The 22,982-nt window shown below is 40.2% G+C and carries 25 protein-coding genes and 1 pseudogene; 13 read left to right on the forward strand and 13 right to left on the reverse strand.

Features of this window, described 5'->3' with window-relative positions; all coding sequences use genetic code 11:
- Positions 1-13 precede the first annotated feature (13 nt).
- Positions 14-172 carry a hypothetical protein gene (locus L6494_RS04430; RefSeq protein WP_237991629.1) on the forward strand — a complete coding sequence of 53 codons (159 nt, stop codon included), beginning with the start codon at positions 14-16 and terminating at the stop codon, positions 170-172.
- Here L6494_RS04430 and L6494_RS31115 read toward each other — a convergent pair.
- Positions 164-332: pseudogene (locus L6494_RS31115) on the reverse strand (ABC transporter ATP-binding protein); the annotation flags it as partial. The gene L6494_RS04430 and the pseudogene L6494_RS31115 overlap by 9 nt on opposite strands.
- A 584-nt stretch (positions 333-916) precedes the next feature.
- Positions 917-1,072, reverse strand: coding sequence for a hypothetical protein (locus tag L6494_RS04440; protein ID WP_237991631.1), 156 nt, complete (start codon positions 1,070-1,072; stop codon positions 917-919).
- 420 nt (positions 1,073-1,492) lie between these two features.
- Between L6494_RS04440 and L6494_RS04445 the strand changes: the two genes are divergently transcribed.
- The 5 genes from L6494_RS04445 (at position 1,493) to purT (ending at position 7,153) form a co-directional block, all read left to right on the forward strand.
- Positions 1,493-2,335: a prohibitin family protein gene (locus L6494_RS04445; protein WP_237991632.1), complete on the forward strand. Its 843-nt coding sequence runs from the start codon at positions 1,493-1,495 to the stop codon at positions 2,333-2,335.
- A gap of 87 nt (positions 2,336-2,422) precedes the next feature.
- Entirely contained in the window at positions 2,423-2,839 is a 417-nt protein-coding gene (locus L6494_RS04450; protein ID WP_237995798.1) for a DUF1824 family protein, read from the forward strand.
- Between the two features lie 200 nt (positions 2,840-3,039).
- Positions 3,040-4,980: an ABC-F family ATP-binding cassette domain-containing protein gene (locus L6494_RS04455; protein ID WP_237991633.1), complete on the forward strand. Its 1,941-nt coding sequence runs from the start codon at positions 3,040-3,042 to the stop codon at positions 4,978-4,980.
- 448 nt (positions 4,981-5,428) lie between these two features.
- Complete coding sequence (locus L6494_RS04460; protein ID WP_237991634.1) at positions 5,429-5,923, forward strand: pentapeptide repeat-containing protein; 495 nt, start codon at positions 5,429-5,431, stop codon at positions 5,921-5,923.
- 54 nt (positions 5,924-5,977) lie between these two features.
- Positions 5,978-7,153 carry a formate-dependent phosphoribosylglycinamide formyltransferase gene (gene purT / locus L6494_RS04465; RefSeq protein WP_237991635.1) on the forward strand — a complete coding sequence of 392 codons (1,176 nt, stop codon included), beginning with the start codon at positions 5,978-5,980 and terminating at the stop codon, positions 7,151-7,153.
- Here purT and L6494_RS04470 read toward each other — a convergent pair.
- The 3 genes from L6494_RS04470 to L6494_RS04480 all read right to left on the reverse strand — a co-directional run bounded on the left by L6494_RS04470 (position 7,143) and on the right by L6494_RS04480 (position 10,384).
- Entirely contained in the window at positions 7,143-7,289 is a 147-nt protein-coding gene (locus tag L6494_RS04470) for a hypothetical protein (protein WP_237996322.1), read from the reverse strand. The two genes, purT and L6494_RS04470, sit on opposite strands and share 11 nt — an antisense overlap.
- Before the next feature lie 125 nt (positions 7,290-7,414).
- Entirely contained in the window at positions 7,415-7,846 is a 432-nt protein-coding gene (locus L6494_RS04475) for a DUF6006 family protein (protein ID WP_237991636.1), read from the reverse strand.
- 375 nt (positions 7,847-8,221) lie between these two features.
- On the reverse strand, positions 8,222-10,384 hold the full coding sequence (locus L6494_RS04480; protein ID WP_237991637.1) for a S8 family peptidase: 2,163 nt from the start codon (positions 10,382-10,384) through the stop codon (positions 8,222-8,224).
- A gap of 64 nt (positions 10,385-10,448) precedes the next feature.
- On the opposite strand from L6494_RS04480, the gene L6494_RS04485 reads away from it, so the two are divergent.
- The 5 genes from L6494_RS04485 to L6494_RS04505 all read left to right on the forward strand — a co-directional run bounded on the left by L6494_RS04485 (position 10,449) and on the right by L6494_RS04505 (position 12,680).
- Positions 10,449-10,865 (forward strand): XisH family protein, encoded by a 417-nt coding sequence (locus L6494_RS04485; RefSeq protein ID WP_237991638.1) that lies wholly within the window; start codon positions 10,449-10,451, stop codon positions 10,863-10,865.
- Positions 10,853-11,188 (forward strand): XisI protein, encoded by a 336-nt coding sequence (locus L6494_RS04490; protein ID WP_237991639.1) that lies wholly within the window; start codon positions 10,853-10,855, stop codon positions 11,186-11,188. The genes L6494_RS04485 and L6494_RS04490 overlap by 13 nt, the downstream gene beginning before the upstream one ends.
- Before the next feature lie 42 nt (positions 11,189-11,230).
- On the forward strand, positions 11,231-11,836 hold the full coding sequence (locus tag L6494_RS04495) for a hypothetical protein (RefSeq protein WP_237991640.1): 606 nt from the start codon (positions 11,231-11,233) through the stop codon (positions 11,834-11,836).
- Positions 11,837-12,019: 183 nt separating this feature from the next.
- Positions 12,020-12,232 (forward strand): type II toxin-antitoxin system HicA family toxin, encoded by a 213-nt coding sequence (locus L6494_RS04500; RefSeq protein WP_237991641.1) that lies wholly within the window; start codon positions 12,020-12,022, stop codon positions 12,230-12,232.
- 13 nt (positions 12,233-12,245) lie between these two features.
- Positions 12,246-12,680, forward strand: a complete 435-nt coding sequence (locus tag L6494_RS04505; RefSeq protein WP_237991642.1) for a type II toxin-antitoxin system HicB family antitoxin — start codon at positions 12,246-12,248, stop codon at positions 12,678-12,680.
- A 61-nt stretch (positions 12,681-12,741) separates the two neighbouring features.
- Here the strand turns inward: L6494_RS04505 and L6494_RS04510 are convergent, their stop codons facing one another.
- A complete protein-coding gene (locus tag L6494_RS04510; RefSeq protein WP_237991643.1) occupies positions 12,742-12,972 on the reverse strand; it encodes a type II toxin-antitoxin system Phd/YefM family antitoxin in 231 nt (76 codons plus the stop codon).
- A 69-nt stretch (positions 12,973-13,041) separates the two neighbouring features.
- Here L6494_RS04510 and L6494_RS04515 point away from each other — a divergent pair, with 69 nt between their 5' ends.
- Positions 13,042-13,338: a DUF433 domain-containing protein gene (locus tag L6494_RS04515; RefSeq protein ID WP_237991644.1), complete on the forward strand. Its 297-nt coding sequence runs from the start codon at positions 13,042-13,044 to the stop codon at positions 13,336-13,338.
- Positions 13,335-13,466 carry a hypothetical protein gene (locus L6494_RS30840; RefSeq protein WP_269139281.1) on the forward strand — a complete coding sequence of 44 codons (132 nt, stop codon included), beginning with the start codon at positions 13,335-13,337 and terminating at the stop codon, positions 13,464-13,466. The genes L6494_RS04515 and L6494_RS30840 overlap by 4 nt, the downstream gene beginning before the upstream one ends.
- A gap of 248 nt (positions 13,467-13,714) precedes the next feature.
- Here L6494_RS30840 and L6494_RS31120 read toward each other — a convergent pair whose 3' ends face one another.
- The 7 genes from L6494_RS31120 to L6494_RS04545 form a co-directional block, all read right to left on the reverse strand.
- Positions 13,715-13,870: an anacyclamide/piricyclamide family prenylated cyclic peptide gene (locus L6494_RS31120; RefSeq protein ID WP_442947005.1), complete on the reverse strand. Its 156-nt coding sequence runs from the start codon at positions 13,868-13,870 to the stop codon at positions 13,715-13,717.
- 618 nt (positions 13,871-14,488) lie between these two features.
- Complete coding sequence (locus L6494_RS04520) at positions 14,489-15,889, reverse strand: hypothetical protein (RefSeq protein ID WP_237991645.1); 1,401 nt, start codon at positions 15,887-15,889, stop codon at positions 14,489-14,491.
- A 358-nt stretch (positions 15,890-16,247) separates the two neighbouring features.
- Positions 16,248-17,489, reverse strand: a complete 1,242-nt coding sequence (gene argJ, locus L6494_RS04525; protein ID WP_237991646.1) for a bifunctional ornithine acetyltransferase/N-acetylglutamate synthase — start codon at positions 17,487-17,489, stop codon at positions 16,248-16,250.
- A gap of 657 nt (positions 17,490-18,146) precedes the next feature.
- Positions 18,147-19,622, reverse strand: a complete 1,476-nt coding sequence (gene gatB / locus L6494_RS04530; protein WP_237991647.1) for an Asp-tRNA(Asn)/Glu-tRNA(Gln) amidotransferase subunit GatB — start codon at positions 19,620-19,622, stop codon at positions 18,147-18,149.
- 167 nt (positions 19,623-19,789) lie between these two features.
- Entirely contained in the window at positions 19,790-20,494 is a 705-nt protein-coding gene (locus L6494_RS04535) for a DevA family ABC transporter ATP-binding protein (RefSeq protein ID WP_237991648.1), read from the reverse strand.
- Positions 20,495-20,523: 29 nt separating this feature from the next.
- Positions 20,524-21,687, reverse strand: coding sequence for an ABC transporter permease DevC (gene devC, locus L6494_RS04540; RefSeq protein WP_237991649.1), 1,164 nt, complete (start codon positions 21,685-21,687; stop codon positions 20,524-20,526).
- A 13-nt stretch (positions 21,688-21,700) separates the two neighbouring features.
- Complete coding sequence (locus tag L6494_RS04545) at positions 21,701-22,894, reverse strand: ABC exporter membrane fusion protein (RefSeq protein ID WP_237991650.1); 1,194 nt, start codon at positions 22,892-22,894, stop codon at positions 21,701-21,703.
- Positions 22,895-22,982 lie beyond the last annotated feature (88 nt).

Raw genomic sequence — 22,982 nt, forward strand, 5'->3', positions numbered from 1 at the left:
CTAACGGTACGCTATGCGATTACCTAACAGTACGCTATGCGATTACCTAACAGTACGCTATGCGATCGCAATTGTCGTTCTATCCACTGTAATTCTTTTTAGCGATCGCCCAATTCTTGCTTTAGTTTTATTATCCACCGCCGAGGTCGCTTTATCTAAAAATATTGAGTAACCCCATTTTGTCCCGCACATCAGCGTAAAATGGTGCGAGCGATTTTTGAACCACCACTGAATCCAAGAGAATCAATGGCATCGGCTAAGATAGCCATCCAAGCTAAACTGGGAGCTAACACAAAGAATGCACCGCCAATGACTACAATAGTTGTATTGACACTCCTCGACCTAAAGGTACGAGGATTCTTGATTCATAGGCACACCTTAAAGCTAGAAGGAATTAGGCTCGCTAATTCGACTCCCTCACCAAATAACCCTACCTAAAGGTGGTATTACTCAGCTATGGCAACTAGTTCCAGTGGGCTTGCCTCCCCAAGCGTTCGGGTACTTGCTGAAAGTGCCTTAAAAAGCCGTTTCTCTCTTTCCCCTCGTTCCCGTATGCCCTACGGTACGTTGTTTTTTTGGGATAGCCAATTATTGAACTTCACTGGTATCGGCACTCTTTTGAGTCCATGCGTTTTTTAAGAGGTCTTTCGCTCCTCACGCACTAGCATCACTTTACGTCGTGGGTCGAGGGCAGTACCGACGAATCCTGCCCGATGCTAGACTACCTCTATAGTGTAGCACAAATCTTGCCACAATGCCGAGAGAAAAAACCCTGAGAGTCCGACTTTCTGAAGATGAGTTTGAGAGACTTAAAAGCTATGCTGACAGCACCAATAGGATGGTTTCAGAGGTTATTCGGGACTACATTAAAAAACTCCCTAAAAAGCCGTCCTAGAAGGACGGGACTTGTATCCCATTATTTTCGGTCAAAAATTTTATTTAAAACCGAACAACCAGCCGCCAACAAGATTTGTTGATGATACTGGTGTCCATAGTCAAACAGGCGACGGAGAGGATGTACGGAATGTCTACGCCCTTTTAATACCCGATGAGATTTAGATGCTATAGCCACAGCCGTTTACAGTTGCCAGACCCTGATAATACCACGGAAGAGAGTTGTAAGTGCTGTTAGCAGTAGCGCGGCCTTTAGCCGATGATGAATTGTGAGTGAGTAGTTTAGTATAACGAGTAATTAGTAGTGAATACTAACCGCTTAATTTGGTAGGTTTTTTCTCAACTTAGTGAACAATGGGAGGCTGTTTGAGTAAGTTTAACGCCAAAATTTTGACTATTTGCTATCCTTTCCTAACGGAGACGTTACGCGAACAGACTTATCTGTACACGTTGACTCACCATTCACAACGGGCTAAACGCCCCGCTACCGCTAACACAACTCAGCACTCACAACTCAGCACTCACAACTCAGCACTCACAACTCAGCACCTGCTAAACGCCGCGCTACCGCTAACAGCACTCACAAGGAGATAAAATCTTGAAAAATCAACAAATAGGGAATTGGCAAACCACAGTTTTAGGGATTGTGTTAGCCATAATTGTAATTATTGGGTTAAATTCTTTTATTATTATCAACCCAGGACAAGCAGGAGTAATCAGTATTTTAGGCAAAGCTAGGGATGGTGCTTTAAGAGAGGGTATTCACTTGAAACCGCCTTTAATTTCCGTGATAGACGTGTATGATTTAACCGTACAAAAATTTGAAGTTCCCGCCGAAAGTTCTACGAAAGATTTGCAAAATTTAACAGCTAGGTTTGCTATTAACTTTCGCATTGATCCCATCCAAGTAGTTGAAGTGAGAAGAAAGCAAGGAACTCTAGAAAATATTGTCTCCAAAATCATCGCACCCCAAACCCAGGAATCATTCAAAATTGCCGCAGCTAGAAGAACAGTAGAAGAAGCAATTACTAAACGAAGCGAACTCAAGGAAGACTTTGATAATGCCCTAAGCGATCGCCTAGATAAATATGGGATACTTGTATTAGATACTAGCGTCATTGATCTAACTTTCTCACCTGAATTTGCCAGAGCCGTAGAAGAAAAACAAATTGCCGAACAACGCGCCCAAAGAGCCGTCTATGTAGCACGAGAAGCAGAGCAAGAAGCCCAATCAGATATTAACCGCGCTAAAGGTAGGGCTGAAGCTCAAAGACTCTTAGCGGAAACTCTCAAAGCTCAAGGGGGACAATTAGTGCTACAAAAAGAAGCAATTGAAGCTTGGAGAAATGGCGGCTCGCAAATGCCTAAAGTATTAGTTATGGGTGGTGAATCCCAAAGTAATGTTCCCTTTATTTTCAATCTTGGTAATACCCAAGATTGACTATAATTTGCCTAATCACATATAACTCCCTGTCGGTTATCCCTACCTCATACACACAACAACAATCAATAACCCATGAAACAATCTATGCCAATGCCCAATCACCCCAACCTCACAACCACAGAAGCCAAAAAAATCCTCAATAAATTTAACTGTCTAGATATCGCACCCATTCTTAAACCATCAGAAAAAGAATTGGTACGCCAAGCATTAATTTTGTTCACCAAACTTTCTGATTATCAAATACTAGGAATTTGCGCTGACACAGCCGCAGAAGGACTACTAGCCATGAGAACATATTCTCATGCTTTGGGTTATGAAGTACCCATTGATTTACCTGTAGTAGAAGGGCCAGTTTACATCAAATTAAATGGTAAAAATGGCTTATGTTACCTCGATTCCTACGCAGGACATCATCGCGGCGTATTAGTCTCTTGTCAATCTTATGCAGAAGGAGGCATCAACGAAATGTATGGACATCTACCCCTGGACTTATTTGTCTAGAATTAGGCAAAAAGATGAGGTGCGTTAAAATAAATAAATGCACCTCATCTTTACTTATACTAAATTTTTGGTAAATACTCAAAAATTCTCTCAAATCTCCTCTCTGCAACTCCGCGTCTGGAGCGTGAGCTTCAACCAAAATCTCTATTCACGCCCAACACCAAATCAGCAATAAATTCAACGGTTTCTTTTAAAATTCTATGAGTATCATCACCCTACAATCAATTAAAAAAGACTTTGGAATCAAAGAAATTTTAAAAGATGCCAGTTTTAGTTTAGATGCTACTGACAAAGTGGGTTTAATCGGCACAAACGGTTCTGGAAAATCAACTTTATTAAAAATGATTGCTGGACTAGAACCAGTTGATAGTGGTCAAATTACCTGCAACTCTGGTTCTAAAATAATTTACTTACCCCAACAGCCAGATTTAGATGAAACCCGCACAGTTTTAGAGCAAATTTTTGCTGACAGTGGCGAACAAATGGCCTTGGTCAAAGAGTATGAAGAAATTTCTGATAAACTAGCGCACTGTCCAGAAGATAATCAGTTAATGTCCCGCCTGTCTGTTGTCATGCAGCGCATGGACGAAACTGGCGCATGGGAATTAGAAACCAACGCTAAAATTATCCTGACTAAATTAGGAATTGTTGATTTTGATGCAGTAATTGGGACTTTATCTGGAGGCTATCGTAAACGTATTGCCTTAGCAACTGCTTTACTAGCAGAGCCAGATGTATTGCTGATGGATGAGCCAACCAACCATCTCGATGCTTTGTCTGTAGAATGGTTACAAAGTTATCTTAATCGCTTTCGCGGCGCACTGTTTTTAATCACCCACGATCGCTATTTTCTAGATCAAGTCACCAATCGGATTATAGAAATTGACCGAGGTGATATTTACACCTACGCAGGTAATTATTCATATTACCTCGAAAAGAAAGCCTTAGCAGAAGAATCAGCTATTAGCACCCAACGTAAACATCAGGGTGTATTACGCCGAGAATTAGAATGGTTAAAAAAGGGGCCAAAAGCCCGTAGTACCAAACAAAAAGCCCGGATTCAACGCGTTCACGCCATGCGCGAAACTGAGTTCAAACAAGTTCAGGGTAAGGTCGATATCTCTACAGTCGGCCGTCGCATTGGCAAAAAAGTTATTGAACTAAATAATATTTCTAAATCCTATAATGGGCGTACCCTCATTCATGACTTTACCTATGAATTTAGCCCCGAAGATAGGCTGGGGATCATCGGCGGTAATGGTGCAGGTAAGTCCACATTAATGAATATAATTACTGGACGGGTAGAGCCAGATCAGGGTAGTGTAGAAATTGGTTCTACCATTCACATCGGTTACTTTGACCAACATTCTGAAGAATTGCTCACAGCTTTAGATGAAAATCAGCGCGTGATTGACTACATTAAAGAAGAGGGTGAATTCGTCAAAATTGCCGATGGGACTAAAATCACTGCTTCCCAGATGTTAGAACGGTTTCTCTTTCCGGGGAATCAACAGTACGCTCCCATTCATAAACTCTCAGGCGGTGAGAAACGGCGGTTATTTCTGTTGCGAATCCTCATTGGTGCGCCGAATGTGCTAATTTTAGACGAACCAACCAATGATTTGGATGTACAGACATTGGCAGTATTAGAGGAATACCTAGAAGATTTTAGCGGTTGTGTCATCGTAGTTTCCCACGATCGCTACTTTTTAGATCGCACTGTCGATACAATATTCGCATTAGAAGCAGATGGAAACCTGCGCTCATATCCAGGCAATTATTCGGTGTATCTTGACTATAGGAAAACCGAAGAAGCACAACAAAACACCACCAACAATAAAGAAAAAACAAAAAATTCTGAAGAATCAAAAGTTACATCCCAAACTAAAGATGTAGAAAATAAAAAGCGACGCAGGTTATCTAATTGGGAAAAACGGGAATTTCAGCAGCTAGAAGGCAAAATTGCTCAGTTAGAGGTTGACAAAGCATCTGCTGAACAAGCACTAGTAAAAGTCTCTCCCGGCAATTATACCCAAGTCCAACAACTCTACGACCAAGTAGAGAGGATCAAACAAGCAATTGATAACGCTACCGAACGCTGGTTAGAATTAGCTGAGATTGAGTCTTCGGAGAATGGGTGAGAGTAAAATGAACGCTCTAAGGCAAAATTTACTACCAACCTTGGCATTGAATGATGCACAATATAAGCATATTTGTCAAGTAAATCGTGATTTAGACATGGAGCGTACATATGAGGGGAGATTGATTACTATACTACCCACAGACACGTTAGGGATTGGTTTTCTGGACCCTAAAGCTGGGAAAACCTCAAATGACACAGACACTACTTGGAAAAAATGTGAACCTGGGGATAGTTAGACTATATTGTCTGGGAATCACCAAGGGAAACTAATTCTTTAACAATTCTGCAACTGAGTTTACCAAAAGTTTGCCGTAGTCATGAAAGTCAGATGTTACCCTTTGTCTGAGTGGGAGATTTGACTGGGTTCTCATGTTACTTTTGTTCACCTGGCTATAGATAACTTTAGCCGTGCATCCAATAGTTAGATATAGTGCCAAGTAATGATCATGATCAATCATCATACTCAAGACCTCCGCTCAAACGCTATTCACTTTTTAGAGCAAACTCCGCCACAACGTCTACAAATTCTCCAAGAATTAGGCTTAGGACGCTACCATTTTTTGACTAAAATACGTCTCAATGATGCCAACATCAATTGTGTGATGGAATTTTTGCAAAATCCTAGTCAAGTCAAATTCCCTAACTTATCTGGGGCTGATTTATCGGGGATGATTTTAAATGAGGTGAATTTGATTCGGGGTAATTTAACAGGGGCAAACTTACAAGGTAGTAGTCTATTAAATGCCGACCTTATTTTTGTCAATTTTACCAAAGCTGACTTGAGAAAGGCAGATTTAAGAGGAGCAGCACTCAATGAGACTATTTGGTTAGATGCACTAGTTGATGAGTGTCAGATGGGCTTAGGTAACGGCTTGACAAAGCAGCAACGTAAAGATTTACAACTGCGTGGAGCTAGGTTTAACTATTTGGCAGATGATTAATTAACATCCCAACAATTATCAGATTGCTAGATTCATACTGGTGCGGACAAGTCAATGATTAACTCCATCAAACTCCCCCAAAAACTTATGTTATTGGGTGCAGGGGAACTCGGCAAAGAATTTGTAATTGCAGCGCAACGACTCGGTAATTATGTGATAGCAGTTGACCGTTATCCTAATGCACCAGCGATGCAAGTTGCTGATTGTTGTGAAGTCATATCAATGCTGAGTGCTGATGATTTAGAAGCTGTAGTCACTCAGCATAAACCTGACTTGATCATCCCAGAAATTGAAGCAATTAGGACGGAGAAACTGCTGGAATTTGAACAGCGAGGGATAACTGTGATCCCCACAGCAGCCGCGACTAATTACACAATGAACCGCGACAGAATTAGGGAATTAGCCCATCAAGAATTAGGCATTAGAACTGCTAAATATGGTTATGCAGTCAGCTTAGAAGAATTAATTGCAGTTGCCGATCAAATTGGGTTTCCTAATGTGATTAAACCTGTGATGTCCTCCTCTGGAAAAGGGCAATCTGTAGTCCAAAATAGAGATGAAGTAGAACAGGCTTGGAATTATGCGATCGCAAATTCTAGAGGCGACAGTCAAAAGGTAATTATCGAAGAGTTTATTAACTTTGAAATCGAAATTACACTGCTAACAATTAAACAGTGGAATGACCCGACAATTTACTGTGAACCCATTGGACATCGGCAAGAAAGAGGCGATTATCAAGAGTCTTGGCAACCCGCAGAAATATCACCAGATAAAATATTACAAGCCCAAGAAATAGCGAAAAAAGTCACCGATGCTTTAGGGGGTGCGGGTATTTTTGGTGTAGAGTTTTTTATCACCAAAGATGAGGTAATTTTCTCTGAACTTTCTCCCCGTCCTCATGATACGGGCATGGTGACATTAATTTCCCAAAATCTCAACGAATTTGAGTTACATCTGCGGGCAATTTTAGGCTTACCAATTCCTCATATAGAACTGTTGGGGGCTTCAGCTAGTGCGGTGATTTTAGCTTCAGAAAAATCAGACTCTATTACTTTTACAGGTGTAGCTGAAGCTTTGTCAGAAAAAGATGTAGATATTAAATTATTTGGTAAACCAACCGCCCATCCTTATCGTCGTATGGGGGTAGCTTTAGCTAAGGCTGATAATGTGCAAGAAGCTAGAGACAAAGCGACGAAAGCAGCAAGTAAAATTCAAATTATTAGTCATTAGGGACTGGGGACTGGGGACTGGGATTACCGGTAAGTTTCCAGGCGATCGCCACTGCCGGAATCAAGTAAGCTAAAATCAACACCCCATACTGGGCTACTTGCGTCCGCACCAAATAAATGATGTAGAGACGTTGCATGCAACGTCTCTACAGTCCAGAATAAAGCGCATCTTCATTAAGAAACGGTATAAAGTCCTTACTACGAAATCAATCCTATTTTTTTACATTACTTAACATAAATTGTTTTTTTCAAGTCGTTTTACTTATCTGCGATTGCGACATTGTAGTGGGTAGCGATTGCGCCGCCATGTTGTCCAACCATCTGCGATCTTAGTCTGACTGTTGTATCTGAGATACCAATTATCTTGCTCTGCGCCTAAATAACGAATACCTAAATCCTGTCTTTGTCTGCTAGAAAAACGCTTTCCTAGGGGAATCCATGCACTACCATTATCACTAAACCTCCCAACAAGACGCACTCCAGACGTAGTAGAGCAGACACCACCACTGCAACTAGTTTGTGGATCATCTACTACTTTCCATTGCATTTGGGCTGGTCTACCGTCAATATTACAATCCCACAAACCAAAGAACCATTCACCAGCAATTTGACCAGCTTTAGTAGAACTAGACCCCAATACTAAACTTGCCGAAACAATTGCCAAACCCAAAAGCGACTTTGTAATGTTCTTCATTATACCTTACTGATACATATGAGTAAATCTGTATCTTCTATTCACTCATATGTATCAGCATTGCTGTTTATGCAACTAATTAAAACTTGGAAACTTAATGTTTTTCTATTGTAAAAATGAAGATTGCTAAATAGTGCAGCACTCTGAGGAAATAAACATCGTGTATAGTTAGTTACTGCATTCTCTTCAATGGGCTTCGCTGACTACGAGCGATCGCACTTTGAGTAGATGGATATCGGCGATCGCTTCTTGTTAGTCTAAACTGTAGGGTGCGTCAGTATGAATAACCTCTTGGTATAGTTAGGTTTTCTCGCACTGACGCACCCTACTAAGCCGTTTATTCTGTTAGAGCATTGAGTTTACTACAAGTCAGAATTATTTCCGCACAGACCAAGAGCGAACTTGACCTAAAGTTACAGGGATTCTATCACTAACATCAATAGTAAATAGGAAAACTCTCCTCGCCCTGCTTCCATTTTCGGGGTCAAAAAACTTTAACTTTACATCCCAACAATCACTATTAATTCTACAAAAAGGACTTTTTTCTACTTCAATACTATCAAGCTGCATTCCTGTAGAAATAGCTTGGGCAAAACTCGAAGCAGCTTGGAAAGCATTAGTTACAGAAAAATTTAACGCCCGGTCTTTAGCAAATTGTCCTAAATTTTGTAAATCATAGTAAACTCGATTTAAGAAACTACTCAAAGCCTTTCGCATTGCTATTTCTTCCGGTGGTGCAGTGGCTTCAGTAATCACAGTTTGCAAAGCTGCATCTACTAAACTGTTGACTTTCCAGCCATACATTCCCCTGGTATTAGTTAGAGTAATTACAGGCACAACTTGACCAGAAAATAACTCTACACTTCTATCTGTTAATCTTGCGGGAATACTCACCCGTTCCACAAAATCATCACTATCTTCTGGTTGAATTTGTCCCGCTAATATTAAAACCAGAGTTTCATAGATATCAGCAGCAAAACCGCTAACAGGTTCTAAAGCATAAATAGGAGTCAGTTCTTGGTTGAGAGTCCAAATTAAAGGTTTAGCTTCCGTGGGATTTTCTGACAAATAATCAACCATTTGTCGGGCATCATAAGGGTTAGCAGGGATAATTGCACCGTCAATATCTACTGCTGGCATTAATTGTTTAAAGGAGTCCCTTCTGGCTTCATCACCAAAGTCATAACCGATAGTTCCCAAAGCATAAACCAGTTTAGAAGCCGCACTAGGGGTAACGCTTTGAGGTATGGTTGCTACTTGACCTAACCCCCCAGCCCCCCCCAGCCCCCCTTCCCTACGAGGGAAGGGGGGAGTAAATTCTGCGGTTGTGACTCTCCTCTCCTCGTAGGAGAGGGGTTGGGGGTGAGGTTCATTGACTCTCCTCTCCTCGTAGGAGAGGAGTTGGGGGCGAGGTTCATTGATTCCCATCTCCTTGTAGGAGAGGGGTTGGGGGTGAGGTTCATTGACTCCCATCTCCTTGTAGGAGAGGGGTTGGGGGTGAGGTTCTAACCTTTCTCCGGTCAATAATTGAAACGCCCCCGGAATATTCAACTTACCTAGTAAACAGCGTTCCGGTTCTTCCACTTCTTCCGGGTTACAGGGAATAGCACTATTTAAAATCGCTTCCCGCACTGCTTCCGCGTTGGGTTGTTCACCTCGTTGCAGTTGCACACTCATTAATAATGCAGAAATACCTGTAACAATAGGTGCAGCGCAACTTGTTCCTTTTTGGCGGGTGGGTTCTTCTGTTCCCGGTTGTGCGCCTAAGATGTTTTCGCCGTTAGCCATCACCCCTTTATTTTGATATTCTCCCCCGTAATTACTAAATTTAAACGGCTGGCCATCGTCGCGTATTGCACCAACGGTAATCACACCTGGAAGAATAGAGGGAATACACCAACATTCCCCTTTATCATTACCACCAGGGGCAACTATTAACATATTATTGTCTTGGCATTGTTTGACAGCACGGGCAAATAAATCTGGGGCTACTCCGGTTTGGGTGGGGTGACAAGCGGCGATATGGATGATATTTGCACCCCATTGCAAAGCTGTATTAATGGCGTGGGTGAGGTTGACGGGGGAAATAAAATCATCACCAGCGAAGGAAATAGGAATATTTAATGCTGTACATAAAGGGGCAATGCCTGGGGCTGGTGTGCCATGTTGCCCTAAGATCGTGCTAGAAATATGAGTAGCATGACTTGATAATTCTATCCGTCGTCTAATGGCTTCGGGGAAGGGGGCAAAAAATGCTTCTCGTTCTTTTTTCGCTTCTTCTTTATCGTGGTCTGGGTCGTCTTTTTTATCTTTTTGTTGTTCGTTAAATTCTAAAGATAAGTTGAGATAATAATAATATTCTTCGTTAAGTTCAATATCTTCTGACCAGTAAGGTTTAAATTGGCTAAAATTTGCGCCTTGAAAACAACTGCGTTCTAAATCTGCTGCACCGTCAAGGATAGCAATTTTAATCTGGGGGTCGCCTTTTGTGCGTGTCCAAATTTGGGGTATTCCGGGGATGTCGGTCAGGTTAGGCATAGTTTTTGTTGGTGTTATAATTGGTGTTATGATAGTGGGTAAAAAGTCTTATTTTTAAAAGTTAATGCCAGCTAAAGATATTTTTCATGATGCTGTTAGGATAGGGTTAGAAAAAGAGGGTTGGGTGATTACAGATGATCCTCTTGAAATTGAAATCGGTGGTGTTGAAATGTACATTGATTTAGGTGCAGATCAGATTTTGGCAGCCGAAAGAGAGGAGAATAAGATAGCAGTTGAGATTAAGAGTTTTGTAGGATCATCCAATATTTCTCAATTTCATACAGCAGTTGGCCAATGTTTCAATTATCAGATTGCTCTTGAAGCAAAAGAACCAGAACGAATTTTGTATTTGGCTGTGCCTTTAGGTACTTATCAAAGTTTTTTTACTTTACCGTTTATTCAGATGGTGCTACAACGTTCTCAACTGAAAATTATTGTTTATGATCCAGTAAATGAGGTGATTATAACATGGATAAATTAGAACAATATCGTGGTTATATCCAACAATTGTTAACGGAATATGCTCAACCAAGTTCGGCAAATTCTGAAATTGAAAAACAATTTATTTCGGATTTGGTTCATGACCATTATCAATTGGTGTATGTTGGGTGGAAAAACAGAAGGCGTACTTATGGTTGTGTTTTGCATTTGGATATTAAAGATAATAAGATTTGGATACAACATGATGGAACTGAAATTGGTATAGCAGATGAGTTAGTTAAATTAGGTGTTCCTAAAGAAGATATTGTTTTAGCATTTCATGAACCTTTGGTGAGACAATATACAGGTTTTGCTGTTGGTTGATTTTCACATTAATTTTACATCGTTATTGGCAAGAATTACATAATGGCATACAGTGATTTTACCCTCAAAAAAGTCAAGCAGACCTTTGGTATAAACACCATTGAAGATAAGAAGTTTCTGCCAGAAATCCAACCAATTGCTGCTAGTGTAACCCTGACGGATTTTTTAGCAGAAAGTTTACCATTAGCTATAGCAACAGGAAGTGAAAAAGCACGTTCTGAGTTAATAATTAGTCCAGTTTTACTAGAAGTACGTAAGATTTTACAAAGAAATATTAGTCTATTTTCTGGTGCAGATTTTACTGTAGATTCTGCTTTAGGATTGAATGGAGTTTGTGATTTTGTTCTCAGTCGTTCACCGGAACAGTTAGAAATTGAAGCACCGGCGGTTATGATTATAGAAGCTAAAAAAGCAGACTTAAATCCTGGGATTGGTCAGTGCATTGCGGAAATGATTGCTGCTCAAAAATTTAATGAAATTAATAATCAACCCATTTCTACAATTTATGGTAGCGTCACTAATGGCACTGCTTGGCGGTTTTTGCAATTAACAGAACAAACTGTAACAATTGATTTTACTGATTATCCACTTCCTCCTGTTGATGTCATATTAGGTATTTTAGCTTGGATGGTAACTTCTGCTAACTAGATAATTGTCACCAATCAGTATTTCCAGGATTTAAGGGTTTACAGGATGTCATTTAAATTGTGTAGGTTGGGTTGACTTAAGGAAACCCAACATTTCGGTTATTTTATTATTTAATTTTCTTGGGTTGTCGCTTAACTCAACCTACATCTTGACTATCGGACAATCTTGTCCGATAATATGCTTATGAAAGGGAGTGAGTTTATTAGAAAAGTAAAAAAGTTAGCAAAGGAGCGTGGTATTGAAGCCTACGTTGACCAAAAACGTGGTAAGGGAAGCCACGTAACATTGTATTTTGGAGATTGTTTTACCATAGTTCGCAACCCGAAAGATGAATTAAAAACTGGCACTTTCAAAGCTATGTTAAATCAACTGGGAATTGAAGAACATGAACTTTAATACTGGGATTATTATGACTCGATTTGTATATCCAGCCCTGCTGACTGCTGATGAAAAAGATGGTGGCTTTGTGGTGACATTTCGTGATTTACCAGAAGCTATTACTCAAGGAGATTCTCTAGAACAAGCACTAAATGAAGCTGCTGACTGCTTAGAAGAATCTATCGCTCTGCGTATTGATGATAAATTAGAAATACCCCAACCATCACAACCCAAAAATAGGGAGCATTTAGTAGCAGTACCAGCGCAGACAGCATTAAAAGCTGCACTATATTTAGCAATGTGTGAAAAGGGTATGAGCAAAGTTGAGCTTGCTTCTACTCTTAATATCCATGAAAAGGAAGTTAGACGTATTCTAAGTCCCCACCACGCCACAAAATTATCTACAATGGAACGGACTTTAGCGGTACTCGGACAACGAGTTGAATTACAAATTAGTGCAAAATAGAATCTGTGTTTATCTGGATCTAAACTCCACCAGATAAGGGCGCAGGTGTCAAGTACAATTTTTATACTTCCAGCCATTCTTCTATAGTTGGGGTAGTTAAATCTTCATAATAATTGACTTTACCGCGCATATTTTTAAACAATTCTTCGGTATTTGGGGTTGTTTGATAGGGGGAAATTCTCACTACTGGTTTATTTCCATCAACAACTAAAATCTCTTCACCTTCTAACTCTACAAGTTGCAAAAATTCTAATAAGTTAGCCTTTAAGTTATTCTTGTCAACTGTTTTCATATTTTTCTTATCTTGCCAATTTCCTCAAGAATACTAAAATAGATAACCAAACAGCACTCATAACCAACTATGTCAACTACTATTACTGATATTGGCACTCTGATTACCCGTCACCCTGAAATTCATGGGGGCTGTCCGATTATTGCCGGAACTGGTGTCACAGTGCGACGAATTGCGATTTGGTATAAACAAGGTTACAGTGCAGAAGAAATTGCCGAGCAAATTAGTCATCTAACCTTGGGACAGGTTTATGCAGCCTTGGCGTATTATCATATCAATCGGGAAGAAATTGATGCTGACATTGCTGAAGAAGAAGCAGAAGGAGATCGCATAGAAGCCCTACATAAAGCTGGAAAGCTAGCATGAGCCTGATTCGCTTATATATGGATGAGGATTCTACTGGACGTTCTCTCATGCTGTCCTTGCAAAATCGCGGTGTAGATGTAATTACAACTCTCAGTGTCAATCGATTGGGTTATCCTGATGAAGAATAATTAATTTGGGCAAGGTCGCAAGGTCGCGTTTTGTATAGTTCTAACATTCGAGATTTCTATCGTTTACACACAGTGTTCTTGTCTCAAGAACAACTACACTCAGGAATGATTTTAGTACACAAACAACGTCAATCAATCGGAGATATGATACGCGGTTTTTACACGACCCACGATGCCCACTATCCGCAACCCCCGAACTGACAGAAGTTGTCCGTCAATTCATCGCGGGAATATTTTCGTCAAATTACTTACTCCGCGTCATCTCCTGCAAAAGGAGTACACATCCTTGTCTCGATGTCGCAGTATGTGCAAGACTTAACCTGACCGATTAAATCTTTAGAAGTAGCGGTGGTTTCGCGTTGTACAGGGGCAACTTGTTGAGGGCGGATGTTTTTCTTAGTAATGGTGTTTTTTCCTTTGTTTGTTTAGATAACTTCTTCGTTGTGAAGAAGACTTTGTTGGTGAAGGTGTTAATTTTTTGTTGAAGGGTAATTTAACGAGTTTTCACCAGAAGCTTTTTTATAGTGATTTACCAAATTACTAAAGGGTAGAAATCAGCTATTTTTTGATCTGCTGTAATAATAGAGGCTTGATTGATTTTAGCAACATGGATCTAAGAGGATGTTTGAAAAGTCCCTATTGGTGTAGCAAAACATTTCAGATCCCCCCTTTTTAATGGCTACGGTGTACACACAAGTCTTAAAATCCCAGTAACTACTTGCTTTATAGTCCTTCAATGTCATTCTGAGTGGAGTCCTGAGCGAAGGGAAGGAACTGGAAGGAAGAATCTCGGACTTGCACCGTAGTCTCTAGATGTTTCATTTCGCTGTCGCTACATTCAACATGACAATTGAGAATTTTGTCAAGGTTCTGAAATGTATGCGGGTAGCACTTGTGTGTACACCGTAGGCTAGCGAGGAGGGGGCTATCACGTATGTCATTTGATTAGGAAATGTTATAACTGCTAGGTTATACTTACTTTCTAGGAGTCGTTAAATAAACTTTAGGTATTAGCCAAAAATTTATTTCTGGGTAGAAGTTTTAGCAGTGATAATTGTCTGCTTAGAATAATAAACAGGTTGTGCATATATGCTAATAACGCTATCGCCTAATACAAAAAACTCACCTTCTCGCTCATATTTAGAAAACTGTAAATCAGGATATCTTTTCACAATTTCTGTTGCAGTCATCGCTGGTACTGACATTTCTTTGGGTAACATCCCAGTAGCACCAATGTAAAACACTAAGGGAGAAATTTTTTCTTGATAAATTTTATCTGCATATTGTTCTAGCTTGGTTTTAGCATCAGTTAATGCCGTTATCATTATCTCTTTGCTGACACGATAGACAGAGGATTTATCCTGCAATAATTCTGCTAAACTATCAGCATTGATTTTAGATAGAGTGGCTGTAACTATTCCGTAATTTTCAATCCCTAAAAAGTCATCAAAAATTACTTTCATGAACTCATCAACTTTTGTGATCTTGACGCGAGATGACAGTAGCTTATGCCTAAAGGCAAGATTTTCTTGAAAAGCCATTGTAAAATTAGGCTTAGTAAAAATTTCGCCAGTCTTTTTGTCATAAATCCGATACATCTTATCAAGGAATTTGTTGGCAGAATAAAACTTACTTAGATTCAATATGTCCTTGCTGCCAATATCAATTTTATAACTAGTCTGGGAGTCAATAGTGCCATTAGCTATTGCTTGTTGACGGCTAGTATATGCGTTAGTTGTGGGAAAATTTAGGTAGACATGACTAGAAATGTAGTGATTTTTCAATTCATCCAATTGTGGTTCTACAAATATATCTGATTCTCCTTTGAGATGAGCAGAAATAATACTACCAATGACCTTAATTTTGGCTAATTCATCAAATAAGCCATCAATGTTTGGATATTGTGCATCGTTACTGACTAAGGGCAATTTATTTAACTGAATAGTGTATTCCCGATGAAAATCAAATTCGACTGTATCTAAAATATCTCTGAGTAATTCAAAAGTTTTTTTACTGCTAATTTTGACTTTTAATGACTGAATGTTAAGCTTACCATTGTTAACAATTGTGTAATTATTGAATGTGTGTAAGTCATTAACTAGCAGCCCTGCAACTTCTAAAATGGGGGTTTGGTCATCAGATTTTACTAGCTTAACTTGACGTTTAACTAGCATATTAATTGTGGCAGTGTTGCGATTAAACTCCAATTTACCCATACGAACATACTCTGCATTATCTATATACTCTGTTCGTAGCCAAGGCTGGATAAGTTCACCGTTAGTATCCCTAACACCTTGAATCCGTTGGATACTTGTTCTTTGATAATTATCTTGCAAATGCTTGATATTAATAATGATATTGTTGCTGTTTTCTGTCAAAATTTCTATGAGTTTTAACAGGGAGATTTTCTCGTTATTTGTCATATGATTTCCTCTAGGAATATTGTTTTGTCTGTCGATTGCAGTCAACTTACATTTATATAGTACAATTGTACCATATAAATGAATATATAGCGGTTCTCGCTTTAGTGAGGTAAAAGAACCCCACCCCCAACCCCCTCCCCGCAAGCAAGGAGGGGGCTATGATATACTTCATGTGATTAGGAAACGCTATATAATAGAAAATTGGCTAGCGATCGCTAGCCAAATACAAAGATTTCTGAGTCAATAGACCTCTTGCAAAAGTCTGAAAATGAGATGTGTCATTCTGAATGAGAGATGTTTCGCTTCGCTCAACATGACAGCTTCAGCATTTACGCAAGAGGTTTAATACAGATAGAATTTATGTGGTGTACTCAGCGTTGATTTTCACGTAGTCGTAACTTAAATCACAACCCCAAGCTTTACCAATACCGTGACCATTCCCCACACTGACAGAAATTAACACTGTATCCTCTTTGAGATATGCACCGGCGGCGGCTTGCTTTAAATATGCACTGGCGGCGGCGCGGTCAAAGGGTTGGGGTTGACCATTTTCAAACAAGAGAAAATCTCCTAATTTAATTTGTAGATTTTCTTGCTCAAAAGCTACATCTGCGCGTCCGGCGGCGGCGGCGATGCGTCCCCAGTTGGGGTCACGGCCAAAGATTGCAGATTTAACTAAGGATGAACCGGCAATGGTTTTGGCGATTTGTCTGGCTGAGAGTTCGTCATGTGCGCCTGTGACTTGCACTTCTACAAGACAGGTTGCACCTTCACCATCGCGGGCGATCGCTTTGGCTAAATGCTGGCATACTGCTGTTAGCATGGCTTCTAATTTTTCGGCTTCTGCACCCATCTCAGTAATCGCTGGGGTGCGGGATTCCCCATTGGCTAAGGCGATTAAGCTATCATTGGTGCTGGTGTCACCATCTACAGTAATAGAATTGAAGCTTCTATCTGCCGCCCTACTTAACATTTCTTGCCATAAATGAGGCGAAACGGCTGCGTCACAGGTAACAAAGGCTAGCATGGTGGCCATGTTAGGATGTATCATGCCAGAACCTTTAGCAATGCCACCAATACGGACTGGGCGGTCTCCTATAGTTGTTTCTAGGGCAATGGATTTAGTTACCAAATCTGTAGTAATAATTGCCCCGGCTGCTGTATCTGAACCAGTATCAGAAAGTGCTGCTACTAATTTGGGAATCCCACCCCGTAAGGCATCCATTTTAATACGCTGACCAATTACCCCAGTCGAAGCCAAAAGAATCAATTCAGGGGTAATATTTAACTCTTTAGCTAATAACTCCGCACTTTCTTGGGCATCACTCACACCTTGGCTACCTGTCGCGGCGTTGGCTTGTCCCGCATTGCAGAGAATAGCGCGCGCAATAGCTTTGCTTTGCAAGTGTTGGCGACAATAATCTACACAGGCGGCTCTAACTTGGCTGGTGGTGAATACACCAGCTGCGATCGCTTCTACATCTGATACTATCAAAGCTAAATCAGGCAATCCCGAAGGTTTTAACCCTGCGGTGATACCTGCCGCTCTATATCCTTTCGGTGCTGTAACTCCACCAGTAATTTCCTGCCAGTCTGCCATTTTTCCCACCCTTACAACTAATTAGCAGCTTGACTGGCGATTATACCAATTCGTAATGCTTAATTCGTAATTCGTAATTCGTAATTCGTAATTCGTCATTACAAAAAAATTTAAGGATGCAACAGGTTAATCTCCCCAGTCCCCAGTCCCCAATCCCCTATATATCAAAAAAGGAGAGCTACTTGGGCAGCTCTCCAGATCATCAGGGTGCATCTACTTAGCACAGTATAGCACTTCTGCACTGAGGTGTAACACCCATTATTTATTATTTGTATAAATAATATTAAGAAATTTCACTGAGGATACTGAAATCATGACCATCAGAATTATTGATGGTAGCTTTAATTACTATTGACGCAATATCATTCAAGAGTTCTTGTATCATTCTCATCACAGTAGAAGTGACACGCTAATCAACAAAGGTATTCAATTATTTAGTTTGGTTGACAGGTCTATGATGTCCGCAAAAAATTGTTATCTTAATTACCTACAGGAAACGCTGGGTTAAGAAACAAGGAGAGTCACTTGGGTAACTCTCCAGATCATCAGGGTGTATCTAATACAAACAGAATAGCTTTTTAGGTGTCAGATTTAACACTGCCTTTTCTGTAGTTTTGGTAAAAATATTGTGAAGATATGACTGAGAAAATACTGATATTAGCCATTCAGTTTCTTTTCTACCAATTCGTTAGTTAGTTTGGGGTCAGCCCGTTTGTTGGTCTTTTTCAAGACTTGACCGACGAAGAAGCCTTTGAGGTTGATGTTACCGTTACGATATTTTTCTAGTTCTTTGGGGTTGGCGGCGATGACTTCTTCAACGATGGGTTCTAGTACACTAGAATCTGTGATGAGTTCTTGACCTGCAAAGGCTTTTTCGGGAGATAAACCTGTTAGCAAGTCTGGTAACTTTTGTTTGGCTTGGGCGTTACTAATTTTGCCGCTTTCAATCAGCTTAATCACCTCAGCTAAGTTAACGGGAGTCAAACCAATTTCAGTGATGCTGAGTTTTTGCTTGTTGAGGTAGGCGGCGATATCTTGCGTAATCCAGTTAGCGGCTGTTTTGGGATTTGCGCCGGCGGCGATGACGGCTTCAAAATATGCAACTACAGAAACTTCCTCTGTCAAGACTCGCGCATCGTAAACAGAAAGCCCCAACTCAGTCTCGTAATGCAGGCGTTTTTGGGCTGGGAGTTCGGGTATTTCACTGCGCCATTGAGTTAATTGTGCTTCTGACACCTCAATTGGTGCTAAGTCTGGTTCAGGGAAGTAGCGATAATCGCTAGAACCTTCCTTAACCCGCATACTGATGGTGCGTTGTGAACCTTCTTCCCAGAGGCGGGTTTCTTGGACGATGCGTTCCCCGGCTTCTACGGCGGCAATTTGACGTTCAATTTCGTACTCAATTGCCCGTTGAATGGCGTTGAAGGAGTTCATATTTTTAATTTCTACCTTCGTACCAAATTCTTTTCGTCCTACGGGACGCACAGAAATATTGACATCACAGCGTAGAGAACCTTCTTGCATATTGCCATCACTGACACCGAGATAGCGCACAATCCGGCGTAATTCTTGGGCATACTCGGCGGCTTCTTGTCCAGAACGGATATCTGGTTCAGAAACAATTTCTACCAATGGTACACCTGCGCGATTGTAGTCTACCAAAGAATAGGTAGAACCAGAAAGGCGATCGCTACCTGCGTGTACTAATTTACCTGCGTCTTCTTCCATGTGCAACCGCGTCACCCCAATTCGTTTGCGCGTGGGGTTTCCCTCTGCATCTACCAATTCAATTTCTAACCAACCATGTTCTGCAATGGGCAGGTCATATTGAGAAATTTGATAATTTTTCGGCAAATCAGGATAAAAATACTGTTTACGGTCAAATTTGCTATATTTAGCGATTTGGCAATTTAACGCTAGCCCTGCTTTAACCGCATATTCTAAAACTTTTTGGTTGAGTACAGGTAAAACGCCTGGTAAACCCATACATACTGGGTCAATATTAGTATTGGGGTCAGCACCAAACGCTGTAGAGCTATTAGAGAAAATCTTAGTATTCGTACTTAGCTGACAGTGGGTTTCTAGACCAATAATCGCTTCATACTCAGTTTTTACACTCGTAGCAACAGTCATAATATTACAAATTCAAGAAATTCACGTAGATTCTTATTTTAACTCTGAGAGCGTAGGGATTGGGGACAAATCAATTCAAAATTCAAAATCATGCCCTCAAACGAAGTGAAGGGTCAAAATTCAAAATTAAATAACTGAGGATTGGGGAAGATCAAGAAAAACTTTTACTAATGATAATTCTCTGTTCTCATACTTGTAAGTCCTGCTAAATAACCATCTTCCATGTGAATGATGCGATCGGCAATATCTAAAATCCGGTTATCGTGAGTGACTAACAAAATTGTACAGCCTTGTTCTTTGGCTAATTGCTGCATTAAATTGACTACATCTCTTCCTGATTTACTATCTAACGCAGCTGTAGGTTCATCGGCTAATACTAGTTGAGGATGATGCACTAAAGCCCGTGCGATCGCAACTCTTTGTTTTTGTCCGCCTGAGAGTCCATCAGGATAGTAACTTAGTCTTTCTCCTAAGCCAACTGTGGTTAACATAGCGGCGGCTTTGGTTTGTGCTTCCTGAAAAGAAACACTATTATTCATTTCAAACGGCATTTGGACATTTTGTTGGGCTGTGAGAAAACCCATTAAGTTATGCGATTGAAATATATAGCCAATATTGCGGCGCACTTGTACCATATCATTTTTACTTGCGCCCCGAAGTTCTTTGTCTAAGATTTTTAGGCTACCTGATTGTACAGAACGCAAACTACCAATCAGTGTCAGTAAAGTCGTTTTACCTGAACCAGAAGGGCCGGTCATGATGACAATTTCTCCCGGTTTTATTTCTAGATTGATATCAAAAAGAATCTGCTTTTTGAGCGAACCTTCACCATAATAGTGATTGAGATGAGAAATAGCGATCGCAGATGACATAATAATTCGTAATTCCCAATAACAAGCAACTAAAAAATGTCAGCAGGGTCAGCCGCTTGTAATTTTCGCATGGCTATAGATGCTGAAATGGAACACATCAAAGTTGTGAGAATAAATATAAATATGGCTCTATCTAAAGTCATCATGATTGGTAGCAATGTTGCTTGACGCGTAATCATATACAACCCTTGAGAAATCGCAATTCCAGGAATAAAGCCGATGGCTGCTAAAATTAAGGCTTCTTGAAAGACAATGACTAGTAAATATCTATTTTTGAAACCTATGGCTTTGAGTGTTGCATATTCTGGTAAGTGATCAGAAACATCGCTATAAAGAATTTGATAAACAATCACTGCACCAACTATAAAACCAATAATTGCTCCTAAAGTAAAAGTGAATCCTACAGGGGTGCTAGTATTCCAAAAGCTTTTTTCTTGAGCGATTAACTCTTGTTTGGAGAGAACCTTGACATCTGTGGGTAAGTTGGCTTTCAAATTAGCAATTACCCAATTTACATCAACTCCAGGTTCTAGCTTAATTAGTCCAAAGTCTATTAATCCTTGCTGTCGTCTTTTGTTAGCAAATAAACGCAGAAAATTTACATCACTAGTAACGATATTGCCATTAATACCAAAAGATGTTCCTAATCTGAATAAACCAACAACATTGATTTGACGGTTATTTAATTCCGTTGTAACTTGATTGTTTTCTTCAAATTGAGCAACAATCTTGCCAAACTCTTGACGCGAACCACGATCAAATAAAACAGTATCTGGTTCTCTAAGATAGTTTAAATTTTCCTCTACACCAGTTAAATTAACTACTTTTTCTTCGGGATTAAACCCAATAGCGAAAATTTGCCAAGTCTGTTGATTATCAGGATTTTTCCAGGGAACTGAATCTAAATAAATCGGACTAACTGATTGCACACCTGTAAAACCTAATGCCTGATATAATCTCCGTTGCGAGAATTGATCAAGAGAAATCAAAGCCTTATACCGAGAACTAACTAGTACAATCTCACCTTCTAAACTGTTGTGTAATTGTACTGCACCATCAAATAAAGCTTCACGAATACCAAGCTGCAAGAACATTAGCACATCTGCAAAGGCAATACCAGCGATCGCTACTAACATCCGTGCTTTTTCTCGTGATAATTGCAACCATGCTAAAGGAATTTTGCGTTTAAACATAATTAGTTACTCCCTACTCCCCAGTCATCGCAACTCTAACTTTAGAATTTGTTAAACCCTCTACCTTTTGACTCGACTCTGGGGTGAGGCGAATTTTAACTTCTACTACTCGTGAATCAATGTCGGCTGCGGGGTCGGTGCTGAGTACGTCTTTTTTGGCTATCAGTAAGCCAATGTCATCTACTGTCCCTTCTAGTTTTTCTCGGAAGTTAAGTTGGGTGATAGTTGCACTTTGTCCGATTTTGACGCGATTGATGTCAACTTCATAAACTTCTGCAACGACATACATTTGATTAGTCTGTCCAATTTCTACAATCCCTTTGTCGCTGACTACTTCCCCACCCCAAGTATGAATTTTTAAGATTTGACCGACTTTAGGCGATTTAACATAAGCTAAATCTAAGTTAGCTTGAGCTTCTTGTACGGCGGCTTTGGCATTTTCTACTTCTGCTTGTGCGGCTTGCACATCAGTGGGACGCACCTCTGCAATCTTTTCTAAAGTGGCTTTTGCTTGTCTGAGTCTTTCTTTGAGGGTTTCTGATGTTTGAGTCTGGTTAGCCACAGCCTCCCGTAAACTCTCTTGTGCTGTTTCTAGGGTTAATTTTTTGCTATCTCCCATAGAAACAGAAACAGCACCTGTTTTTTGCAGATATTGGTAACGCTGATATTCTATTTCAGCATTTCTAACTTCGGCTTCTAAGCGTTTGACTGTCGCTACTCTAGCAACTACTTCTTGACGCAGTTCAGCTTCTAATTCAGATATTATGGCTTGTTGAGCAGCAATTTCTCCCTGTTTTGCCCCAGCTTTTACCTGTGCTAATTGTGATTGGGCAACTTTAACCTGTTGTTTGGCTCTATTTAAAGTTGCCAGCCGAATATCCCGATTATCTAGAATAGCAATGATTTGACCTTTCTGAATGCGATCGCCCTGTTTCACTAAAAGTTCTGCTACGCGATTACTACCAGCCGTCTGCGAAACCGATACTTGTATCACTTCCCCTTCGGGTTCTATCCGACCTAAAGCTGTCACTGCTTTCATTACAGGACGGCTAACAACGGAAGTAGCTTTTTCCCCAGAATTTCCCGCACTGGACAAAAAATACAATGAACTCGCACCACTAGCCACAGCTAAAGCCACAGCACCCACAATCAGGGTTCTATTAGGATACTTAAAATTCCTAACTCGGTCTGGTTGAAGGTTTTGCATAAAGTCACCGCCGGAGTTGGAGAAGCTAAATTTACTGTGTACAACATTTGTTACTAAAATATATTTATTCAACTTGTTGTATACAAAC

Source organism: Nostoc sp. UHCC 0870, from assembly GCF_022063185.1.
Lineage (GTDB): Bacteria > Cyanobacteriota > Cyanobacteriia > Cyanobacteriales > Nostocaceae > Trichormus.